This is a genomic window from Desulfolithobacter sp., assembly GCF_054025815.1.
The window spans coordinates 1-17,569 of sequence record NZ_JBPMMS010000035.1 but is presented as its reverse complement, the minus strand read 5'-3'; the positions used below and the strand labels follow the sequence as shown (position 1 = coordinate 17,569).

Here is a 17,569-nt window from a genome sequence, read left to right as displayed (position 1 = left end):
GGAGGGCTCATGAGTCAGCTCCTTTCCTGTCAGGATCTCACCAAATCCTTTGGTACACAGACCCTGTTTACCGGGGTCTCCCTGGGTCTTCACTCCGGTGACCGCATCGGCCTGATCGGACCCAATGGCTCGGGTAAATCGACCCTGCTCAAGATTCTCTGCGGTCTGGAATCGCCGGACCGCGGGCGTATCATTGTCAAAAAACATGTCCGGGTCAGCTATCTGCCCCAGAGCGATGTCTTTGCCGAGGACCGCTCCGTTGCTGACAACCTCTACGCTACGCTCAAAGACCTGGACCTGGACGAGACCGAACAGTACAACCGGGTACACACCCTGCTCAGCCGTGGTGAATTCAGGGATACCGACCAGCCAGCCCGACTGCTTTCCGGGGGCTGGCGCAAACGACTGGCCATCTGCCGGGCCCTGGTGACACATCCCGACATCCTGGTCATGGACGAGCCGACCAACCACTTGGATATTCATGGTATCCTCTGGCTTGAAAAAATGCTCCAGGCCCGATTGCCGGAAAGCCCGGCCGCCTGGATCATGGTCAGCCACGACCGGCGTTTCCTGGAAAATACCGTCAACCAGGTCATCGAACTCTCGGCTGTGTATCCGGGCGGTTCGTTCCAGGTAGACGGTCGCTACAGTGACTTTGTCCTCAAGCGCGAAACCTTTCTGGTCCAGCAGCAGGCCAGGGAAGAACGGCTGGCAAACAAGGTGCGGCGGGAAACCGAATGGCTCCGCCGTAATCCCAAGGCCCGGTCCACCAAAGCCCGTTACCGGATCGACGAAGCCCACCGGCTCCAGAAAGAACTGGGGCGGGTACGAAGCCGCAACCGCACGACCGACAGCGTGGAAATCGCCTTTGATGCAACCGGCCGCAAAACCAAAAAACTACTGGTTGCCCGGAAAATCAGCAAGCGCTATGGTGACAGTCTCCTGTTTAAAGACCTGGACCTTACACTGAGCCCGGGCACCAGAATCGGGTTGCTGGGACCAAACGGATGCGGCAAGTCGACCCTGATGCAACTCCTGGCAGCAGCAGGGAGTGACGGCGAGCCAAGGCCTGACAGTGGCGAGATCAGGGTGGCCGATGGGGTGCAGATCGTCAGCTTTGACCAGAAACGCGAACAACTGGACCAGACCCTTACTCTCAAGCGTGCCCTGGCCCCGGATGGCGATTCTGTCATCTACCAGGGGCGCAGTCTGCATGTGGTTTCATGGGCAAAAAAATTCCTCTTCAACACCGACCAGCTCGAGACACCGGTTTCCAGGCTGTCCGGCGGTGAACAGGCCCGGATTCTCATTGCCAACCTCATGCGGACCCCTGCCGACATCCTCCTGCTGGACGAGCCGACCAACGACCTGGACATCCCCTCTCTTGATGTCCTGGAAGAAAGCCTGGCGGAATTTGCCGGTGCCGTGGTTCTGGTGACCCATGACCGTTTTCTCCTGGAACGACTGTGCGACCGGCTGCTTGGCTTCGACACCCGGGACGGTTCTGTTGGCTGGTTTGCCGACTGTGATCAGTGGTTGCGGCACCTCGGCGACGAAGAAAAAAGGCGAAACGGAATCGGTCTTACCGGCACCAATGCTGACCGGGAGAAAAAGGCCGCAAAGAAAAAACCCGGCAGACTCTCCTATATGGATCAGCGGGAATACGACCAGATGGAAGAGAAGATCATGACTGCCGAAGCTGAGCAGGAAAAACTCAGACTACAGATGAATGATCCAGATACCGCCTCGTCCCCGGACCTGGCCGCGGAATGCTGGGAAAAACTGCAGCGGATAGAGGAAGAGATAAACAGGCTCTATGCCCGTTGGGAGGAACTGGAAGAAAAGAAACAGGGATAACCTGTCCACGCCCCGGAGAGACGGAACCGGCTTGAGTATCCACGACCGTTATTCCCGTTCCAGGACGGAAAAGACAACAAAAAAAAACAAAAACCCCGCCAGTAATCTGACGGGGTTTTTGTCCTTCTGTACCTGGTCGGTTAATCGATAACCGTTACAGGGTGACCACGTTCTCTGCTGCCGGACCTTTGGGTCCTTCAACAACATCAAAGCTCACCCGAGCACCCTCTTCCAGGGACTTGAAACCCGTGCCCTGGATGGCGGTATGATGAACAAAGATATCTTTACCCTCGTCCTGCTCGATGAAACCAAAACCCTTAGCATCACTAAACCACTTTACTGTTCCTTCAGCCATCTTCTTGTACTCCTTGGTACTGCTGGTTCCCGGGGGGAACCTTTTTAAAAAACTGGATTATCACCCTTGATAATCCATCGGGCAACCATAATCATGTTGCCAAATCGTGATAAGGATCAGATTCCAGAGCAAAAACTCTCACTGAGTCGGGTAGAATTGTCAACTCACCTTTCCATGGAACTCGTTGAGTTCGGACATCACCTTATTTGTTACTGTCTTACAGATGTTGGTTGCAGTATACCAGGGTGCCTCAAAAATAGCTCCTTTTTTCTGCAAAGAAAATATCATCACTGAACCAGGCGGAAACCTGTGCCTATCCACCAATCCGGGACATCCTGCCATGACAGTCGCCACCATGTTCACGGAGCCGCTCAGCCATCTGGTGTCCTTTTGGCTTGTTGCGGATGGCGGCCAGAAGGGTTTCGGCAATTTCCCCGTCACTGCAACCGCGGCGCAGTACTGCTCGCAGATCAACTTCTTCGTCGTGCAGCAGACAGGAACGCAACCTCCCCTCAGAGGTCAGACGAAGTCTGTTGCACCGGTCACAGAAATGATGACTGATGGGACTGATGAAGCCAATTGATCCCCGGGCATCCTTACCTAAACGGTAGACCCTGGCCGGCCCGTCCGCCCGTCCTGACTGCAGAGGGATCAAATCTCCCATGGCGGCGATTCGTTCCATTATCTCGTCCGAGGACATATAGGTATCCTTGTTCCAGCGGGATGAAGCACCGATAGGCATGAACTCGATAAACCGGACCTGCAACCCTGTCTCCCGGGACAGGCGCGCGAAATCAACCAGTTCATCATCGTTGATACCCCGCATGACCACCATGTTGACCTTCACCGGTTTAAAACGGAGTTTCTGCACTGTCTCTATCCCCTCCCAGACCTGATGAAAATAATCCATCCCCGTGATCCGGGCAAACCGCTCCGGTTTCAGAGTATCAAGGCTGATATTAACCTTGGTGACCCCGGCCTTCTTGAGCTGGCCTGCGTACCTGGCCAACAGAACCCCGTTGGTGGTTATACGGATATCATTGAGGTGCTCGATATTTCCGAGCTGATCGATGAAATGCATGACACCGCGTCGCACCAGGGGTTCGCCACCGGTGAGACGCAGCTTGGAAATACCCATATTCACCGCCACATTCACCACCCGCAGCAGTTCTTCGTAACTCAGGAGATCTTCGGCCGGGAGCTTGGTCAGGCAGCTTTCCTCCTCTTCAGTTACACAGTACATGCAACGGAGATTGCAGCGATCGGTAAGAGAGAGGCGGAGATAGGATATAGTGCGGGAAAACAGATCCGTCAGCCCGGATCCTGCGGTTTCGGACAGGGAAAGTTGCTCATTCATGGAGTTTCCTGGTTGACCTTGCAAAAATTTGGTATATATACGTGTCATCACGATCCGGACGCATGGTCCGGCACCCCCTGGAGCCAGTATTCGGTATTCTTTGCCAACGGTTATTGATGGACTCCCAAGAAGTCCTCCTCCCTTGAGAAAAAATCAGGATAACCGGTATACAGACGATATTTTCAGGACCGAATCCAGGGAAAAAGCCAACTGTTACCACCTTGACGCTCCGATTGCAACCGGAGCGCATGATATATATGCGTATACTCGCCATCGAAAGTTCTTGCGACGACACCGGCGCAGCTGTTCTTGAGGGACCGGCGCAGATACTCTCGAACATTGTTTCCAGTCAGTTCGACGTCCATGCCCGCTATGGCGGTATAGTTCCCGAGCTGGCCTCCCGCTGCCATATCGAGGCCATCTGGCCTGTGGTTCAGGAAGCCCTGTCGGTGGCAGGGACCTCGCTGGAAGAAATTGACCTGATCGCCGCCACCCGGGGTCCCGGCCTGGTCGGATCCCTGCTGGTCGGCTTCACCTTTGCCAAGGCCCTGGCACTGGTTCGGCAGATCCCCTGCGTGGGGGTGGACCATATGGCCGGCCATCTGCTCGCTGTATTTCTCGAAGATAACCAGCCGCAATTTCCCTATATCGCCCTGGTGGTCTCAGGCGGCAACACCTCGCTCTTCAAGGTGGACAGTCCGACGGGATTCCAGCGCATAGGCCGGACCCTGGACGACGCAGCAGGCGAGGCCTTTGACAAGGTGGCCAAGTTGCTGGAGCTTGGTTATCCAGGCGGACCTGTTATCAGCAAACTGGCCCGAAAAGGAAACCCGGCCGCTTTTACCTTTCCCCGGGCCTGGCTGGACCAGGACAGCCTGGATTTTTCCTTCAGTGGACTCAAAACCTCGGTGGTCAACCAGGTCCATCGCCTGCAGCAAAAGAAGATCTCCTTGCCGGTCGCTGATATCTGTGCATCTTTCCAGGAGGCCGTGATCGAGGTCCTGGTGGAAAAAACCATCCAGGCTGCGAAAAGATATGACTGTTCCACAGTGGTGCTCGGCGGTGGAGTTGCATCCAACCCACGGCTGCGCTCGATCATGAGCGAGCGCAGCAACCGGGAAGACATGGAGCTGTTTGTCCCCGCCCCCGGGCTCTGCACAGACAATGCGGCCATGATCGGACTGGCCGGTTACCACCTGTTTCAAAGAGGCCATACCGTTGCCCCGGATACGGATGCCTATTCCCGCTCGCCACTGATGTGACCATGAATTTTCACCCTTCCAGAACCATTCGTTATCTCTACCTGCGACTGAAGAGGCTGCAGGGAGACCCCGAATCACTGGCGCTCGGCATGGCACTCGGTGTTTTTATAGGTATCACGCCAACCATCCCCCTGCACACGGTGCTCACCATCGGCCTGACCCTGGCCTTCCGAGCCTCCACCCTGTCCGGCCTCATTGGCACGGTCCTGGTCAGCAATCCATTGACTATTGTCCCGCTCTATTACCTTTGCTGGAAAATAGGCAACTGGTTCATGCCCGACAGGGTCACCTGGGAACGACTCAAGACTCTACTGGACCACCTCATGAGCCAGGGCCTGGTGGAAGGGGTCCGCACCCTGAGCCACCTCAGCCTGGACGTGGTCCTGGTCCTGATGAGCGGCGGCCTGGTGCTGGCCATCCCTCCCTCGGTGATCAGCTATTTTCTCGCCCGGCACCTGTTTCTCAAGTGGCAGCTTAAACGGCAGCGCAAACACCTGCTCAACTGATTCCCCGCCCCGGGCAGCGGAATCACCCGAAAAAAAACATTCTCCGCCACGACACCATAGCGGAGCACCTGCCTCAAGGACACGAATTTTGTGAGCTATCAGAAAACCAGGAACATTCTCAAGGCCCGTGGACTGGCACCCCATAAAAAACTGGGCCAGAACTTTCTGATCCATCCCCATACGGCCAACCGCATTGCCGACCTGGCCGCAATCCAGCCCGAAGATACCATTGTCGAAGTCGGTGTCGGGCTGGGCGCCCTGACCCTGCCACTGGCTGCCAGGGCCCGCAGGGTCATCGGTATTGAAACCGACGCCGGCCTGATCAGCTGGCACAGGGAGGAGGGCTGCCTGCCCGACAATGTCTTGCTCCGCCACGAAGACATTCTTAAAACCGACCTGGTACAGCTGGCCAATGATGTCGGCGGGTTACGCTTTGTCGCCAATCTGCCCTACTCCATATCCACCCCTTTCCTCTTTCGCCTGATCGAACACCATGAGCTGGTGGACTGGGCTGTGATCATGGTTCAGAAGGAGGTGGCCCTGCGGCTCATGGCCGATCCCGGCACCAGGGAGTACGGCGCCCCAACTGTACTGCTGGCCGCCTGCGCCACAGTGGAACCTCTTCTCCTGGTCAAGCCGGGCGAGTTCCACCCTCGTCCCCGGGTCGATTCCATGGTCATCCGTCTTCGTTTTTCCCCGGCAGCGCCCATGGCGAACAATCCCGGGGTATCCCTGGAATCTCTGCGCAGGGTGGTGAACGCCGCCTTCGGCCAGCGCCGCAAAACACTGGTGAACGCCCTGGCTGCCGGAGGCCTGGGTATGGATAAAAAAAACCTGACCGAACGCATACAGAACGCCGGGCTGACACCGTCCATCCGGGCAGAGAAACTGCAACTCGGCAACTTCATCACCCTGACCGCCTCACTTTTCCCGTGCCTTGATTCTGCGTCTGAATCATCCGGTCCTGACAAAAGGACAACTGAAAAATAAACAGAAAATTCGAAAATAAGAAAAATGCAGAACTTTGTCTTTCACAACCCCACCAAAATCATTTTCGGCCAAGGCACTATCGATTCGATCGGGCCGGAGACCCGTGGACTCGGTTCCATCTGCCTGCTGGTATACGGTAAAGGCAGTATCAGGAAAAACGGTATCTATCAGCAGATCTGCAAGTCCCTGGCCCAGGCCGGGGTCCGGATTATCGAGCATCCCGGGGTCCGCTCAAACCCGGTCCTCTCGCATGTCCGCCAAGGAATTGACCTGGCAAAGAGACACAAAATCGATGTGGTGGTGGCAGCCGGGGGCGGATCGGTTGTGGACGAAGCCAAAGCCATCGCTGCCGGCGCCGTGGTGGAGCATGATGTGTGGAAATTTTTCACTGGCAAAAAAAGTATCCGCGCCCCCCTGCCCTTGACCACGGTATTGACTCTGGCCGCCTCCGGCTCTGAAATGAACTCCGGCATGGTGATCACCAACGAGGAAACCAGGGAAAAGTTCGGCTGCGGCAACCGGCTTCTCCACCCCAGGGTCTCTGTCCTCGATCCCGAGACAACCTACACGGTACCGCCGAACTACACGGCCTACGGTGCCATTGACGCCATTGCCCATGTACTGGAATTCTACCTCACCACCGAAGATCCCTCGACCCCTGTACAGGACCGGCTCATGGAGGGCCTGGTGGAAAACAGCATGCTGGCCTGCGATCGATGCCTGGCCAATCCCCGCGACTATCAGGGCCGGGCAGACCTGATGTGGACCGCCACCCTGGCCCTGAACGGCCTGACCGCGGCCGGACTTGGCCGGGTCGGTTTTCCCATGCACATGATCGAACATTCCCTGAGCGCTCTTTATGATGTTCCTCACGGTGCCGGACTGTCAGTGATCATGCCTGGATGGCTCACCTGGCGGGCCGGGACAAAGCCGGAAAAAATAGCCCAGTTGGGCCGGCGGGTCTTTGGCCTGGCCGACCGACCGGTGGATAAACTGGCAACCGAGACCATCGACCAACTCCGCAGGTGGTTTATGAGAGTAAAAAGTCCTGTTACCCTGGACGAACTGGGCATTGATCAGCAGGATATCCCCAGGATAGCCAGAAATGCCCTTGGGCTGGCAAGGGTATGGCGTCTCAAAGGGTATGATCAGCCACGCATCGAAAAAATCCTGCGATCCTGCCTGTAAGATGAACTCGTAAAAATCAAACATTTCCATGAGGATGAATTCGTAAAAAGTCCATCATACTCTATATATGGATAAGCACAGAAAATCATCCAGAGAAAAGCGATGTTATCCTCTGGCGCACCGGTGTAACGAGTGGGAGGTAATCAGAAAAAGTTTTTATGATCCTGTTCTATAATATCCTCGTTTTCCTGCTCCTTTTTTTCAGTTGGCCTATACTGCTGATTATCAGCGTTGGCAAAAAAAAATACCGCGGCCGGATCCTGCAGCGGCTGGGCGTGGGGCTGCCGGAAATCCGTCCGGCCACCACCTGCAATCCGCTCAGCTCCGCCTCGGACCACAGAGTAAAAGCACCCGTCATCTGGCTCCACGGGTTATCGGTGGGGGAGATAACCTCGGCCTTTCCCCTGCTCAACAGCCTGCGTCGTGAATTTCCCGAAGCAGTCCTGGTGGTGACCGTGGCTACCAAAAGCGGCATGGAACTGGCAGCAAAGCGACTGGAGGGAATTGTCAACCACCTCCTCTACAGCCCCCTTGATCTTCCGCCGGTGATCACCCGCTTTATCAACCGGTTACAACCGGATCTCTTTATCCTCGTGGAAACCGATTTCTGGCCCAACTGGCTCCTTGCCCTCAGGGGAAAAAAAATTCCTTCCCTACTGGTCAATGGCAGAATCTCCCAAACCTCCTTTTGCCGCTACCAGCGCATGGCTTGGTTCTTCCGGCCCATGTTCCAGAGCCTCACCCGCCTGTCCCTGCAGTCTGCCAACGACAGGTCCAGGTTCCTTAAGCTGGGCATTGCGTCCGATGCCATGCGGATACTTGGCAACTTGAAGTATGATCACGGATTAGCGGATAACCACCGGACGGCGGCCCCAACCAGGGAACAAGCTGGACTGGATCTCCAGGCACGGATATGGCTTTGTGGCTCAACCCACAGGGGTGAAGAAGAAACTCTCCTTCGTGTCGCCCTGGAGCTTAAAAGCGAAATTCCGGATCTGGTGCTGGTCCTGGCGCCCAGGGATATAAATCGGCGCGAAGAACTTGTCCGGCTGGCGAACAAATTTGGCTTAGAACCGGTATTGCGTTCGCGCTGGCTCCAGAAACCCGGCAGTAAGGAGAGGATCGACAAATTACTCCTGCTCGACACCATAGGCGAACTGGCCAGCTGGTACCAGCTGGCAAACCTGGCCTTTATCGGCGGCAGCATGGTCCCGAAAGGGGGGCACAACCCCCTTGAGGCCGCAACCTTCTCGGTTCCGGTCCTTTTTGGGCCCCACATGGATGATTTCACCGATATAGCAGCCGAAATGCTGGCCTGCGGCGGAGCAAAGACCGTTCATTCTGCCAGGGAACTGCCTGGCCTGGTCCGGGATATCCTCAACCGGCCCAATCAGCACCAGGCCATGCAGCGGGCCCAACAGCAACTGATGGCAAGACACAGGGGGGTGACCACAAGACATCTTGAAGAGATCAAAGCCCTTCTCCACCAATCCGGTTCCTGAAAGCCGATCCACCCGACCTCACTGGCACCCTGTTCTCTGGTGCTCCAACAATCTCTTGCCCGTGGTGGCCGTCTGCTTTGTCATCGGAGCCTGGTCTGCCAGATCGTTCCCCTTTCCGCCAGACCTGTATCCGGCCTTCATCGCGTCAGCATCTGCCTGCAGCCTGAGTCTTCTTTTCCTGTATCACAAACGCCGTCCCACCAGCCTTCTATTTCTTCTGCCCCTTTTTCTCCTGGCAGGATATATACATACTGCCCGCCACCTGCTCCCGCCGGCCGATCCAAACCATATTTTCCAGCGCATCACCCAAAAGACAACCATCCACCTGACCGGCACTGTGCTTGGCATGGTGACGTGGGACGGAGAAAAAACCCGGCTGACCCTGGCCAGCGAAACCCTGTTCCTGCCCGGCAAAACGCACGGGAGACTGGCGGAATCAACAGAATTCCGGCCAATTCACGGCAAAATCCGCCTGTCCCTGCGCGGCCGGCCAAGCCAGCCTGTCAAGAGTGGCGACCGACTGCTGCTCATGGCCACGGTTGACCGAATCCGCAACTTTCAGACAACAGGCAGTTTCGACTACCAACTGCATATGGCGGCCCGGGATATCCATATCTCCGGCTGGATCCCCTCCCCTGATCACATCTGGTTCATTCCGACCCAGACCTCGCTCTTCCAGCAACTCAAAGAGCTGCCAGGTCGGGTGCGCCAAAAACTGGGGGATTTTCTGGCCACCACTCTGGATTCAGAACCATCCGGTCTCTACCAGGCCCTGCTCATCGGCGACCGGTCCCAGGTTCCGCTGGACGTGCTCGAACATTTCAAGATTTCCGGCTGCATGCATTTGCTGGCCATCTCCGGCATGCACATGGGGTTGCTGGGGCTCATGCTTTATGGCTCCCTGCTCTGGCTTCTGAAAAGATCCACCCGCCTCATGCTTGCCTTCCATGTAGAGACCCTGGCCGCCCTTCTCACCATGTTCCCTCTTTTTCTCTATGCCCTTGTCGCCGGCATGAATCTGCCGGTGCTCCGATCCCTGATCATGGCCCTGCTTCTGCTCCTGGCCCTGGTCCTGCGGAGACACAGGTCTCTGATCCATGTCCTGGCGGCCGCCCTGCTGGTCATCCTTGCCATCCAGCCCCTGGCCCTGTTCACGGTTTCTTTTCAACTTTCCTTTGCCGCTGTACTGGGCATCATTCTAACCATTCCCAGGCTCCAGGAAAAATTCGCCCTGGCCGGCCACGGGACGGCCCGGATCAGGACCTGGATCCAGGGTGCCTTTCTTGTTTCCTGTCTGGCCACCGTTGCCACCCTGCCCATCATGTTGTTTCACTTCAACCGGATTTCCCTGATCGGTCCGTTCATGAACCTGCTCATCGAGCCCCTTTTATGCCTGTGGGCCCTGCCGCTGGGTTTGATAGCCGCACCCCTTGTCGTCATTCATCCCGGCCTGGCCCAGGCCCTCTTTAACCTGGGCAGCCTCGGACTGGAAGGGGCCCGGTACCTGACAGCAGGGGCCAGCCGCCTTCCCCTGGCCAGCGTGGATACGATCAGCCCCTCGGCCGGAGAAACATGTACTTACCTGGCAGCGCTGACACTCTTTTTCCTGCCCTGGAAAAAAACATGGTGCCGGATTGGAGGAACCATGCTCCTGGCCCTGGTAACGTTCCATTTCACGTCCGGACTCTGGTATACGAAAAAACCAGGCCTGACCACGGTGGCCTTCCTCGATGTGGGCCAGGGTTCCAGCACCTTTATCCGCCTGGACGACGGGACCACCCTGCTCATCGATGGCGGAGGCAACCACTCCAGCCGCTTTGATATCGGTGAACGGGTCATCGGGCCCTACCTGGCCCGCCAGCGGGTATGGCGCCTGGACCAGATGATCATCACCCATCCGGACAGAGACCATACTTCCGGCACCGGTTTTCTTCTGGAAAGATTCCGGCCAAAAATCATCCATGCCAATACCATTGATCCTGATGATCACCGGTCTTTTGGTCAATTGCTCTCCCGGGCCAGGAAACGAAACATTCCTGTTGTCGCGGGACGCAAGGGCGAGGTGTACCACCAGGGTGTCAACACATCTCTGCGCTGTCTTGGTATGAACGGGGCCGGGGACCTCTCCGCCCTCTCGGGTAACGACCTGGGCCTGGTAATCAAGCTGGATCACGGCAGCATCGGTTTTCTCTTCCCCGGAGACATCTCAGCCCGGGCAGAGAAAATCCTGCTGGCCGACAAGTGGAGCGACAGAGAGCTTGCCGCAGATCTGCTGCTCGCCCCTCATCACGGCAGCGACACTTCATCCTCCAGGGATTTTATCTCCCGGGTCAACCCACGCCTGATCATCGCTTCCGCAGCCCGGACAAAATCAGACCGGTTTCCGGGACAGCGGAACCTTCAATTCTGGCGTCAGGAACAAATTCCACTGCTCACCACCGGCAGACACGGCACCATTACCTGCTCCACAAACGGTGCCTGGCTGGAATGCACAACCTTTGAGAACAGGCATTTGAGGCTCGAGTAAAAAACCAGGGAATCCACTTCCAGACAGAAAAACAAAAATCCCTTGTTCCCTGAGAGGACAGCGAAAATCAAACCTCGGTGAAGTCGACGGGAGGTTTACGGAGAAATTTGACAAACTTCTGTTTTTCCACGCAATTTGCGTAGGCATCATCGGCACTGATTCTTTTTTTCTGGAGCAACTCCATAATCGCATCGTCCAGAGTCTGCATCCCATATTTTTTGCCGGTCTGCATGACCGATGGAATTTGATAGGTTTTGCCCTCCCGGATCAAATTCCGGACCGCCGGGGTACAGATAAGTATCTCTAGAGCAGCAGCCCTTCCCTTTACATCTATCCGTTTAAACAGGGTCTGGGAAACCACTGCCCGCAGGGCATCCGCCAGGGTGGAACGAACCTGTCCCTGCTGGTTGGCCGGAAAGATTTCAATAATACGATCAACGGTTTTCATGGCATTGAGGGTATGCAAAGTACCAAAAACCAGATGACCGGTCATGGCCGCCTCCATGGCCAGGGAAATGGTTTCCAGATCCCGCATCTCACCGACCATGATAATGTCGGGGTCCTCGCGCAGGGCCCCGCGCAGAGCGGTGGCAAAGGATTTGGTATGGGTTCCGACCTCCCGATGATTGATGATGCATTTCTGACTCTTGTGAACAAATTCCACCGGATCCTCGATGGTGAGAATATGATCTTTCCTGGTCTTGTTGGCCTCATCGACAATGGCGGCCAGGGTGGTCGACTTTCCTGATCCGGTGGGACCGGTCACCAACACCAATCCCTTGGGCAGGGCTGCAAGCTTGGGTATGACCTTGGGCAGCCCCAGTTGTTCACAGGTCAGAATATCACTGGGAATTTCCCGAAAGACCGCTCCAATCCCGTTTTTCTGTTGAAAATAGTTGCAGCGGTAACGGGCAAGACCGGGGATCTCGTAACCGAAATCCATATCCCCGGTCTCCTCGAAGACCTTGATCTTGTCTTCGGGACAAATCTCGTAGAGCATGGCCCGGAGTTCTTCGTTCTGCAGCACCTTGAACTTGACCCGCTCGATATCCCCGCGTATACGAAGTACCGGCTGCTGGCCGGCGAGCATGTGCAGGTCTGAAGCACCTTCGTCATTCATCAGTTTAAAAAAAGCATCTATCTGCGCCATGTGCCCTGTCTCCTACCTGCCTGAGCTTCTATGGTTTTTTAAACATTTTCCTGAACCCGCCCAAGAAAGTTAGTGGATCTGCTCCATGTCCACACTGACTCCATCTTGACGGATTCAAGACTCCCTGCGTGATTATAGCACCACCTGGAAAAAGAACGAAATCCGCCGCACATTTTTTCCTCTAAAAGACCACGGTTTTACGAATATGGCGGACCACTTCGTCCACATCGTCGATGACCTCAAAAAGCAGAAGATCCTCCTCCTCGATCTTGTCACTCTTCAGCAACCGGTCCTTTATCCAGTCCATCAGCCCGCCCCAGAAATCCGACCCAACCAGGATGATCGGAAAGGGTTTGACCTTTCTCGTCTGGATCAGGGTGATTGACTCAAAAAACTCATCCAGCGAGCCAAAACCACCGGGTAGACAGATAAACGCCATGGAATATTTCATAAACATGACCTTGCGGACAAAAAAATACCGGAAATCAAGAGGCAGGTTGACATAAGGATTGGACTCCTGCTCATGGGGCAGATCAATGTTGAGTCCGATGGAGATACCGCCTGCTTCCGCAGCCCCGCGATTGCCAGCCTCCATGATTCCGGGCCCGCCGCCGGTAACGATGGCATAACCGTGGCCGGCAAGACGACGTGCTATCTCCCGGGCCTTGATATAATCGGGATGATCTTCCCGGGTCCGGGCCGAGCCATAGATGGTTACAGCGGGCTGCCTGATGGCGGACAGGGTATCAAAGCCCTCGACAAACTCGGACAGGATACGAAACATCCGCCATGAATCTCCGGTGGTCATCTCTTCAAGACAGTATCCATTCTCAACCTGAAGCTTTCTATTGAATTTTCGCTGCATTTTATCTTTTTTTCTCCTTCACCGGTGTACCAAGTTCATCGAGCCGCCGGTGCACCAGATCCTCCACCGGGGCGGGTAGATTTTCATATTGCAAAATCCTGTTGAGCTGGTCTGCAGCCCTTGATCTGTGCCCCGTTGCAGCCCACAGCTCGGCCCGGAGAAGATCAACCGCCAGCCGGACATGCTTTCTTCGTCCGACACGACGGAGGGCCTGCCAGGCCTCCCGGTGATGCCCCAGCCGACACAGTGCCCGGCCCAGGTAGAGCCACAGCCAGGGGTTGGCCTCGTTCATGGCCAGCGCCTTGCGACACAATTCCAGGCCCAGTTCATCGCCCTGACCGGTCAGGATATAGGACAGGCCAAGCATACTGATGGACCTGGCGTCGTGGGGGTAAACCAGCAGTGCTCGCTGCAACAGAGTAACCGCCCTGTCCACCTGTCCCGTTTCCATGCAGGCAGCACCAAAAAGACGCCAGTAATAAAATTCCTGTCTTCCAGACCAGTCTTCCTCCAGGCGCTCAAACAGGGCCACAGCTTCCGGGAACCGGTACAATCGGCAGTAAAGCCTTCCCAGCTGCAGGGCAAGCTCCCGCAAACCATCTGGATTCTCTTCCTGCTGTTTGAGGACCAATGCCTGTTCGAAAAAGGCTACGGCTTCCTGTTCCCGTCCCTGAAGGCGCCGGACATAACCAAGGTTCACCAGTGCCATCTGATCATCCGGATTCTGTTCCAGGACGCGACTGAAACATCTCCCGGCCTCGCGCAGCCGGTTCATCTCGCACAGGGCCACCCCGAGACTGTTGAGCAGATTGGTATCGTCGGGACTCAACCGCAGTCCCAGGCGATATTCACGTACGGCCTGGCGGTAGTCACCTTCGTCGAAAAAATGATCGCCGCTCACATTGAGACTTAAATGATCAAAAACCACACAGGACCCTAAACCGTAAAAGGAACCATGAAGTATGGCCTTGCGACAGTTGCGGATAGTGGCGGTCCTGGGGTATTCCAGGCAGGGCCAGCAGCAGATTCCAGCGGAAAAACATGCTCCAATTCGTCGGGAAAGATGGTCAAGAAGATTCCTGGCCTGCCCTCTGGCCGCATCGCCTTCCATCCCGGGACAGAGCACAAAAACCCGGCGGGAGCCCCAGGGAACAAGAGACACACCATCTGGCAGGACATCTGGCAAAAGACCGGGCCAGGAAAGCGGCGGCTGTTCTTCGCTCTCCATAAGCACCAGAGCGAACCGGTCCAGGCCCCGCCAGAGCCGTTGCAGCCGGGCAATCACCCGGCGGGGGGGCATGGCCAGAGGATGGCTGGCGGGATCGGTGACATCCAGACCGGATTCACATAGACTGAAAGGCCCGCGGCGCTCAGCCGTCAGCAGAGCTCCCCAGCACTGTTCCAGCATATGGCTGAGGGATTTTTCCGTGGCAGAAAAAAAACCGACGTGCACTCCATTGCACCCCTCCCGACGCAACACACGCAGCAGGCGGCGGGCAATGGCAGCCGGTTTTTCCGTACCATCAAAGACCAGGCAGAAAAGCCCCTGCCCCAGGTAAAATCGGAACCCAGGCTGGGCAGCCTCAAAAAAATGGGCAAGTCGAATCAACTGCTGCAGGCCGGTAGCGGCCCGGGTGGTCCGGAAAATGGTTCGAACAAGAAGCATGGACCGATTCCGGCCGGCGGGAATATCGCCCCCCTGCAGTGCCCGCAGGGAGTAAAGACCTGTGAGAGGATCGACATAGCCCAGGCAGAACTGCTGCAGCTGACGCTGAACGCGGCGCTGGAGATCACCAAGCCACTCTGGAGACATCTTGCAAAGCAAAGAGGCATTCACCTCCGAAACAAGAACAGCCCCGGATTCTCCACCTGAAAGAGCCAATGGTATCACCAGGATATCCCGACATACAGCCGGGCATCCATCCCGGCAGACGTTCGCCAGTTCCGTCTCCGGGGCCAGGGAGTCCGGGATTCCCGGATGCCAGAAATCGATTCGGGCCGGCACAGGAAGCAGATCAGCGACCACCGGAATCAGTTCTCCGGCCAGGAGCTGAAGGTCCTCAGAACAGAGTTCACGGTCCCGGGAAAAAAGAGGTTGCTGCATGCTCAGTTCACACCCAGGACAGAGATGATCACGGAGGCCAGGTCCACCACCTCGTCATCAGCAACGGTGCGCATGTCCAGGACAAACCGATTTTCTTCTATCCGACCAATAACGGGCAGATCCTGCTGCCGCAGCAGATGCTCCAGACGACTGACCGAAATATCGGGCGCCAGGACCACAGCCCGGCTGACCAGATCCTGCTCCGGCATAGCCCCGCCACCGACCCGGGACATGGTTTCTTTCACAGTAATCCGGCAGTGATCCGCCAGCTCCTTGCGCAGCCTTCTTGCCAACCGTTTTGCCCGCCGATCCACCTGCTCCACCGGAGCTGAAATCATCGCCAGGGTAGGTATGGTGTCCAGGGCCTTTTGCTCATCGAGATAGAGGCGAAGGATGGATTCCAGTCCGGCCAGAGTAAACTTGTCTATCCGCATGGCCCGGTTCAAGGGATTTTTCTTTATCTGGTCGATGAGCTGACGACGCCCAAGAATAATACCGGCCTGGGGTCCGCCGAGAAGTTTGTCACCGGAAAAGGTCACTACGTCGATTCCGGAAGACACCACCTGCTGCACCGTGGGCTCCTTCATCAATCCGAACCGGGAAAGGTCAACAAAACAACCAGATCCCAGGTCCTCCATGACAGGCAGGCCATGGCGTCTGCCCAGGGCCACCAGATCCTCGTTACTCACCTGACTGGTAAAGCCGATGATGCGGTAATTGGAGCAGTGGACCTTGAGCAAAAGTCCGGTCTCCTCGGTCAAGGCATTTTCATAATCACGCAGATGCGTACGGTTGGTGGCCCCGACTTCCTTTAACAGCGCACCACTGCGGGCCATGACATCGGGAATGCGGAACGAACCACCTATTTCAACCAACTGGCCACGGGATACGATAACCTCCTTTCCCCGGGCCAGGGTTTCAAGCACAATAAGAACAGCGGCAGCATTGTTGTTGACGACCAGGGCAGCCTCGGCTCCGGTCAGATCACAGAGCAGTTCTTCTACCAGAGAATAGCGACTGCCACGCCTGCCGGTGTCAAGATCAAACTCAAGGTTGGAATAGCGACTTCCAGCCTGCTGGATTTGTTCCATGGCAGCGCGGGGTAACAGCGAACGACCAAAATTGGTATGGACAATAACTCCGGTTGCATTGATTAAGCGCCGAAAGCGGGAACGATTCTGCCTCCGAACCTCCTCAAGGATACGGGCAAGGACCGGCTTCATGCCCAGATCCTCGGTTTCAACCACCTCCCCGGCAAGGATGGCCTGACGCAGGGTATTGAGCACCTGACGTACGACCTTGGTCACCAGTGTCATTGGTACGTCCGTTGGCAAAGATGGCTCCCCTGCGAGGCGGAGGATGCATTCATCTACCTTGGGAATTCTGCGAAGGAGATGATGGCAGGCTTTGCTGCCAGTTGGGGTCGTCTGTTCCGGGGCCATAATGCAGGACTCCTCCTGTAGTTAGTTGTCTGTCGTTACGGAATCTGGGTGTGATAGACTGTCACGGCAGGCATGTTACGATATCTCGGAGAAGGAAGGCAATGAGAAAAAGAAAACCGTGTTTGGTTCCAATAAGTTTTCAACAAAGGAGCAAAAAAACTATTCTTGAGCCAGATAAATATTGACAGACAAAAAACGATGCAGTAGATTGTCGTCCCGTTGCTCGCGAACAGAAGATCGTGCACAACAACGCAGCCTTGAAAAATATCTTGACAAACAAGGTCAAAGGCGCTAATCTGAATAACGCTCTTGATAGAGCACAAACCACTTGACCACCTGGTCAAGCGGGATTGATCTTTGAAAACTGAACAGCATTCAAGCGGGCCGAAACGAACCTGACCGGTGAGAGCTGGTTAGGCTTTTTTGTTGAAGTCCAATCCTTGAAATCAATTCATGTGATTGGT

Annotated in this window: 13 protein-coding genes; 7 read left to right on the top strand and 6 right to left on the bottom strand. The window is 55.9% G+C overall.

Annotation, left to right across the window (positions count from 1 at the left end; translation table 11 throughout):
• Positions 1 to 9: 9 nt before the first annotated feature.
• Positions 10 to 1,857, top strand: coding sequence for an ABC-F family ATP-binding cassette domain-containing protein (locus ACXJJY_RS10005; protein WP_456387395.1), 1,848 nt, complete (start codon positions 10 to 12; stop codon positions 1,855 to 1,857).
• A gap of 154 nt (positions 1,858 to 2,011) precedes the next feature.
• On the opposite strand, the gene ACXJJY_RS10000 is transcribed toward ACXJJY_RS10005, so the two are convergent.
• Positions 2,012 to 2,212 carry a cold-shock protein gene (locus ACXJJY_RS10000; protein WP_267926104.1) on the bottom strand — a complete coding sequence of 67 codons (201 nt, stop codon included), beginning with the start codon at positions 2,210 to 2,212 and terminating at the stop codon, positions 2,012 to 2,014.
• A 313-nt stretch (positions 2,213 to 2,525) separates the two neighbouring features.
• Positions 2,526 to 3,569, bottom strand: a complete 1,044-nt coding sequence (gene moaA, locus ACXJJY_RS09995; protein ID WP_456387393.1) for a GTP 3',8-cyclase MoaA — start codon at positions 3,567 to 3,569, stop codon at positions 2,526 to 2,528.
• Between the two features lie 248 nt (positions 3,570 to 3,817).
• Here moaA and tsaD point away from each other — a divergent pair, with 248 nt between their 5' ends.
• The 6 genes from tsaD (at position 3,818) to ACXJJY_RS09965 (ending at position 11,544) form a co-directional block, all read left to right on the top strand.
• The gene (tsaD, locus tag ACXJJY_RS09990) at positions 3,818 to 4,831 is read left to right on the top strand and encodes a tRNA (adenosine(37)-N6)-threonylcarbamoyltransferase complex transferase subunit TsaD (RefSeq protein ID WP_456387391.1); all 1,014 of its coding nucleotides are present in this window, start codon (positions 3,818 to 3,820) and stop codon (positions 4,829 to 4,831) included.
• A gap of 2 nt (positions 4,832 to 4,833) precedes the next feature.
• Positions 4,834 to 5,337 carry a DUF2062 domain-containing protein gene (locus tag ACXJJY_RS09985; protein WP_456387389.1) on the top strand — a complete coding sequence of 168 codons (504 nt, stop codon included), beginning with the start codon at positions 4,834 to 4,836 and terminating at the stop codon, positions 5,335 to 5,337.
• Between the two features lie 90 nt (positions 5,338 to 5,427).
• Complete coding sequence (gene rsmA, locus ACXJJY_RS09980; protein ID WP_456387387.1) at positions 5,428 to 6,327, top strand: 16S rRNA (adenine(1518)-N(6)/adenine(1519)-N(6))-dimethyltransferase RsmA; 900 nt, start codon at positions 5,428 to 5,430, stop codon at positions 6,325 to 6,327.
• 24 nt (positions 6,328 to 6,351) lie between these two features.
• Positions 6,352 to 7,515: an iron-containing alcohol dehydrogenase gene (locus ACXJJY_RS09975; protein WP_456387385.1), complete on the top strand. Its 1,164-nt coding sequence runs from the start codon at positions 6,352 to 6,354 to the stop codon at positions 7,513 to 7,515.
• Between the two features lie 158 nt (positions 7,516 to 7,673).
• Complete coding sequence (locus ACXJJY_RS09970) at positions 7,674 to 9,017, top strand: 3-deoxy-D-manno-octulosonic acid transferase (protein WP_456387383.1); 1,344 nt, start codon at positions 7,674 to 7,676, stop codon at positions 9,015 to 9,017.
• A complete protein-coding gene (locus ACXJJY_RS09965) occupies positions 8,977 to 11,544 on the top strand; it encodes a DNA internalization-related competence protein ComEC/Rec2 (protein ID WP_456387382.1) in 2,568 nt (855 codons plus the stop codon). Before ACXJJY_RS09970 ends, ACXJJY_RS09965 begins: the two co-directional genes overlap by 41 nt.
• Positions 11,545 to 11,611: 67 nt before the next feature.
• On the opposite strand, the gene ACXJJY_RS09960 is transcribed toward ACXJJY_RS09965, so the two are convergent.
• From ACXJJY_RS09960 to selA, 4 genes are all read right to left on the bottom strand, one after another.
• Positions 11,612 to 12,694: a type IV pilus twitching motility protein PilT gene (locus tag ACXJJY_RS09960; RefSeq protein ID WP_456387380.1), complete on the bottom strand. Its 1,083-nt coding sequence runs from the start codon at positions 12,692 to 12,694 to the stop codon at positions 11,612 to 11,614.
• Between the two features lie 181 nt (positions 12,695 to 12,875).
• Positions 12,876 to 13,559 (bottom strand): LOG family protein, encoded by a 684-nt coding sequence (locus tag ACXJJY_RS09955; RefSeq protein ID WP_456387378.1) that lies wholly within the window; start codon positions 13,557 to 13,559, stop codon positions 12,876 to 12,878.
• 1 nt (position 13,560) lies between these two features.
• A complete protein-coding gene (locus ACXJJY_RS09950) occupies positions 13,561 to 15,663 on the bottom strand; it encodes a tetratricopeptide repeat protein (protein ID WP_456387376.1) in 2,103 nt (700 codons plus the stop codon).
• Between the two features lie 2 nt (positions 15,664 to 15,665).
• Entirely contained in the window at positions 15,666 to 17,105 is a 1,440-nt protein-coding gene (selA, locus tag ACXJJY_RS09945; RefSeq protein WP_456387374.1) for an L-seryl-tRNA(Sec) selenium transferase, read from the bottom strand.
• Between the last annotated feature and the right edge of the window lie 464 nt (positions 17,106 to 17,569).

What these genes read in the sequence shown, in the direction of transcription:
- ACXJJY_RS09970 (WP_456387383.1), top strand. Translation starts at nt 7,674, where the DNA reads ATGATCCTGTTCTATAATATCCTCGTTTTCCTGCTCCTTTTTTTCAGT.
- moaA (WP_456387393.1), bottom strand. Translation starts at nt 3,569, where the DNA reads ATGAATGAGCAACTTTCCCTGTCCGAAACCGCAGGATCCGGGCTGACG.
- ACXJJY_RS09955 (WP_456387378.1), bottom strand. Translation starts at nt 13,559, where the DNA reads ATGCAGCGAAAATTCAATAGAAAGCTTCAGGTTGAGAATGGATACTGT.
- ACXJJY_RS10000 (WP_267926104.1), bottom strand. Translation starts at nt 2,212, where the DNA reads ATGGCTGAAGGAACAGTAAAGTGGTTTAGTGATGCTAAGGGTTTTGGT.
- selA (WP_456387374.1), bottom strand. Translation starts at nt 17,105, where the DNA reads ATGGCCCCGGAACAGACGACCCCAACTGGCAGCAAAGCCTGCCATCAT.
- ACXJJY_RS09975 (WP_456387385.1), top strand. Translation starts at nt 6,352, where the DNA reads ATGCAGAACTTTGTCTTTCACAACCCCACCAAAATCATTTTCGGCCAA.
- ACXJJY_RS10005 (WP_456387395.1), top strand. Translation starts at nt 10, where the DNA reads ATGAGTCAGCTCCTTTCCTGTCAGGATCTCACCAAATCCTTTGGTACA.
- ACXJJY_RS09950 (WP_456387376.1), bottom strand. Translation starts at nt 15,663, where the DNA reads ATGCAGCAACCTCTTTTTTCCCGGGACCGTGAACTCTGTTCTGAGGAC.
- ACXJJY_RS09985 (WP_456387389.1), top strand. Translation starts at nt 4,834, where the DNA reads ATGAATTTTCACCCTTCCAGAACCATTCGTTATCTCTACCTGCGACTG.
- tsaD (WP_456387391.1), top strand. Translation starts at nt 3,818, where the DNA reads ATGATATATATGCGTATACTCGCCATCGAAAGTTCTTGCGACGACACC.
- ACXJJY_RS09960 (WP_456387380.1), bottom strand. Translation starts at nt 12,694, where the DNA reads ATGGCGCAGATAGATGCTTTTTTTAAACTGATGAATGACGAAGGTGCT.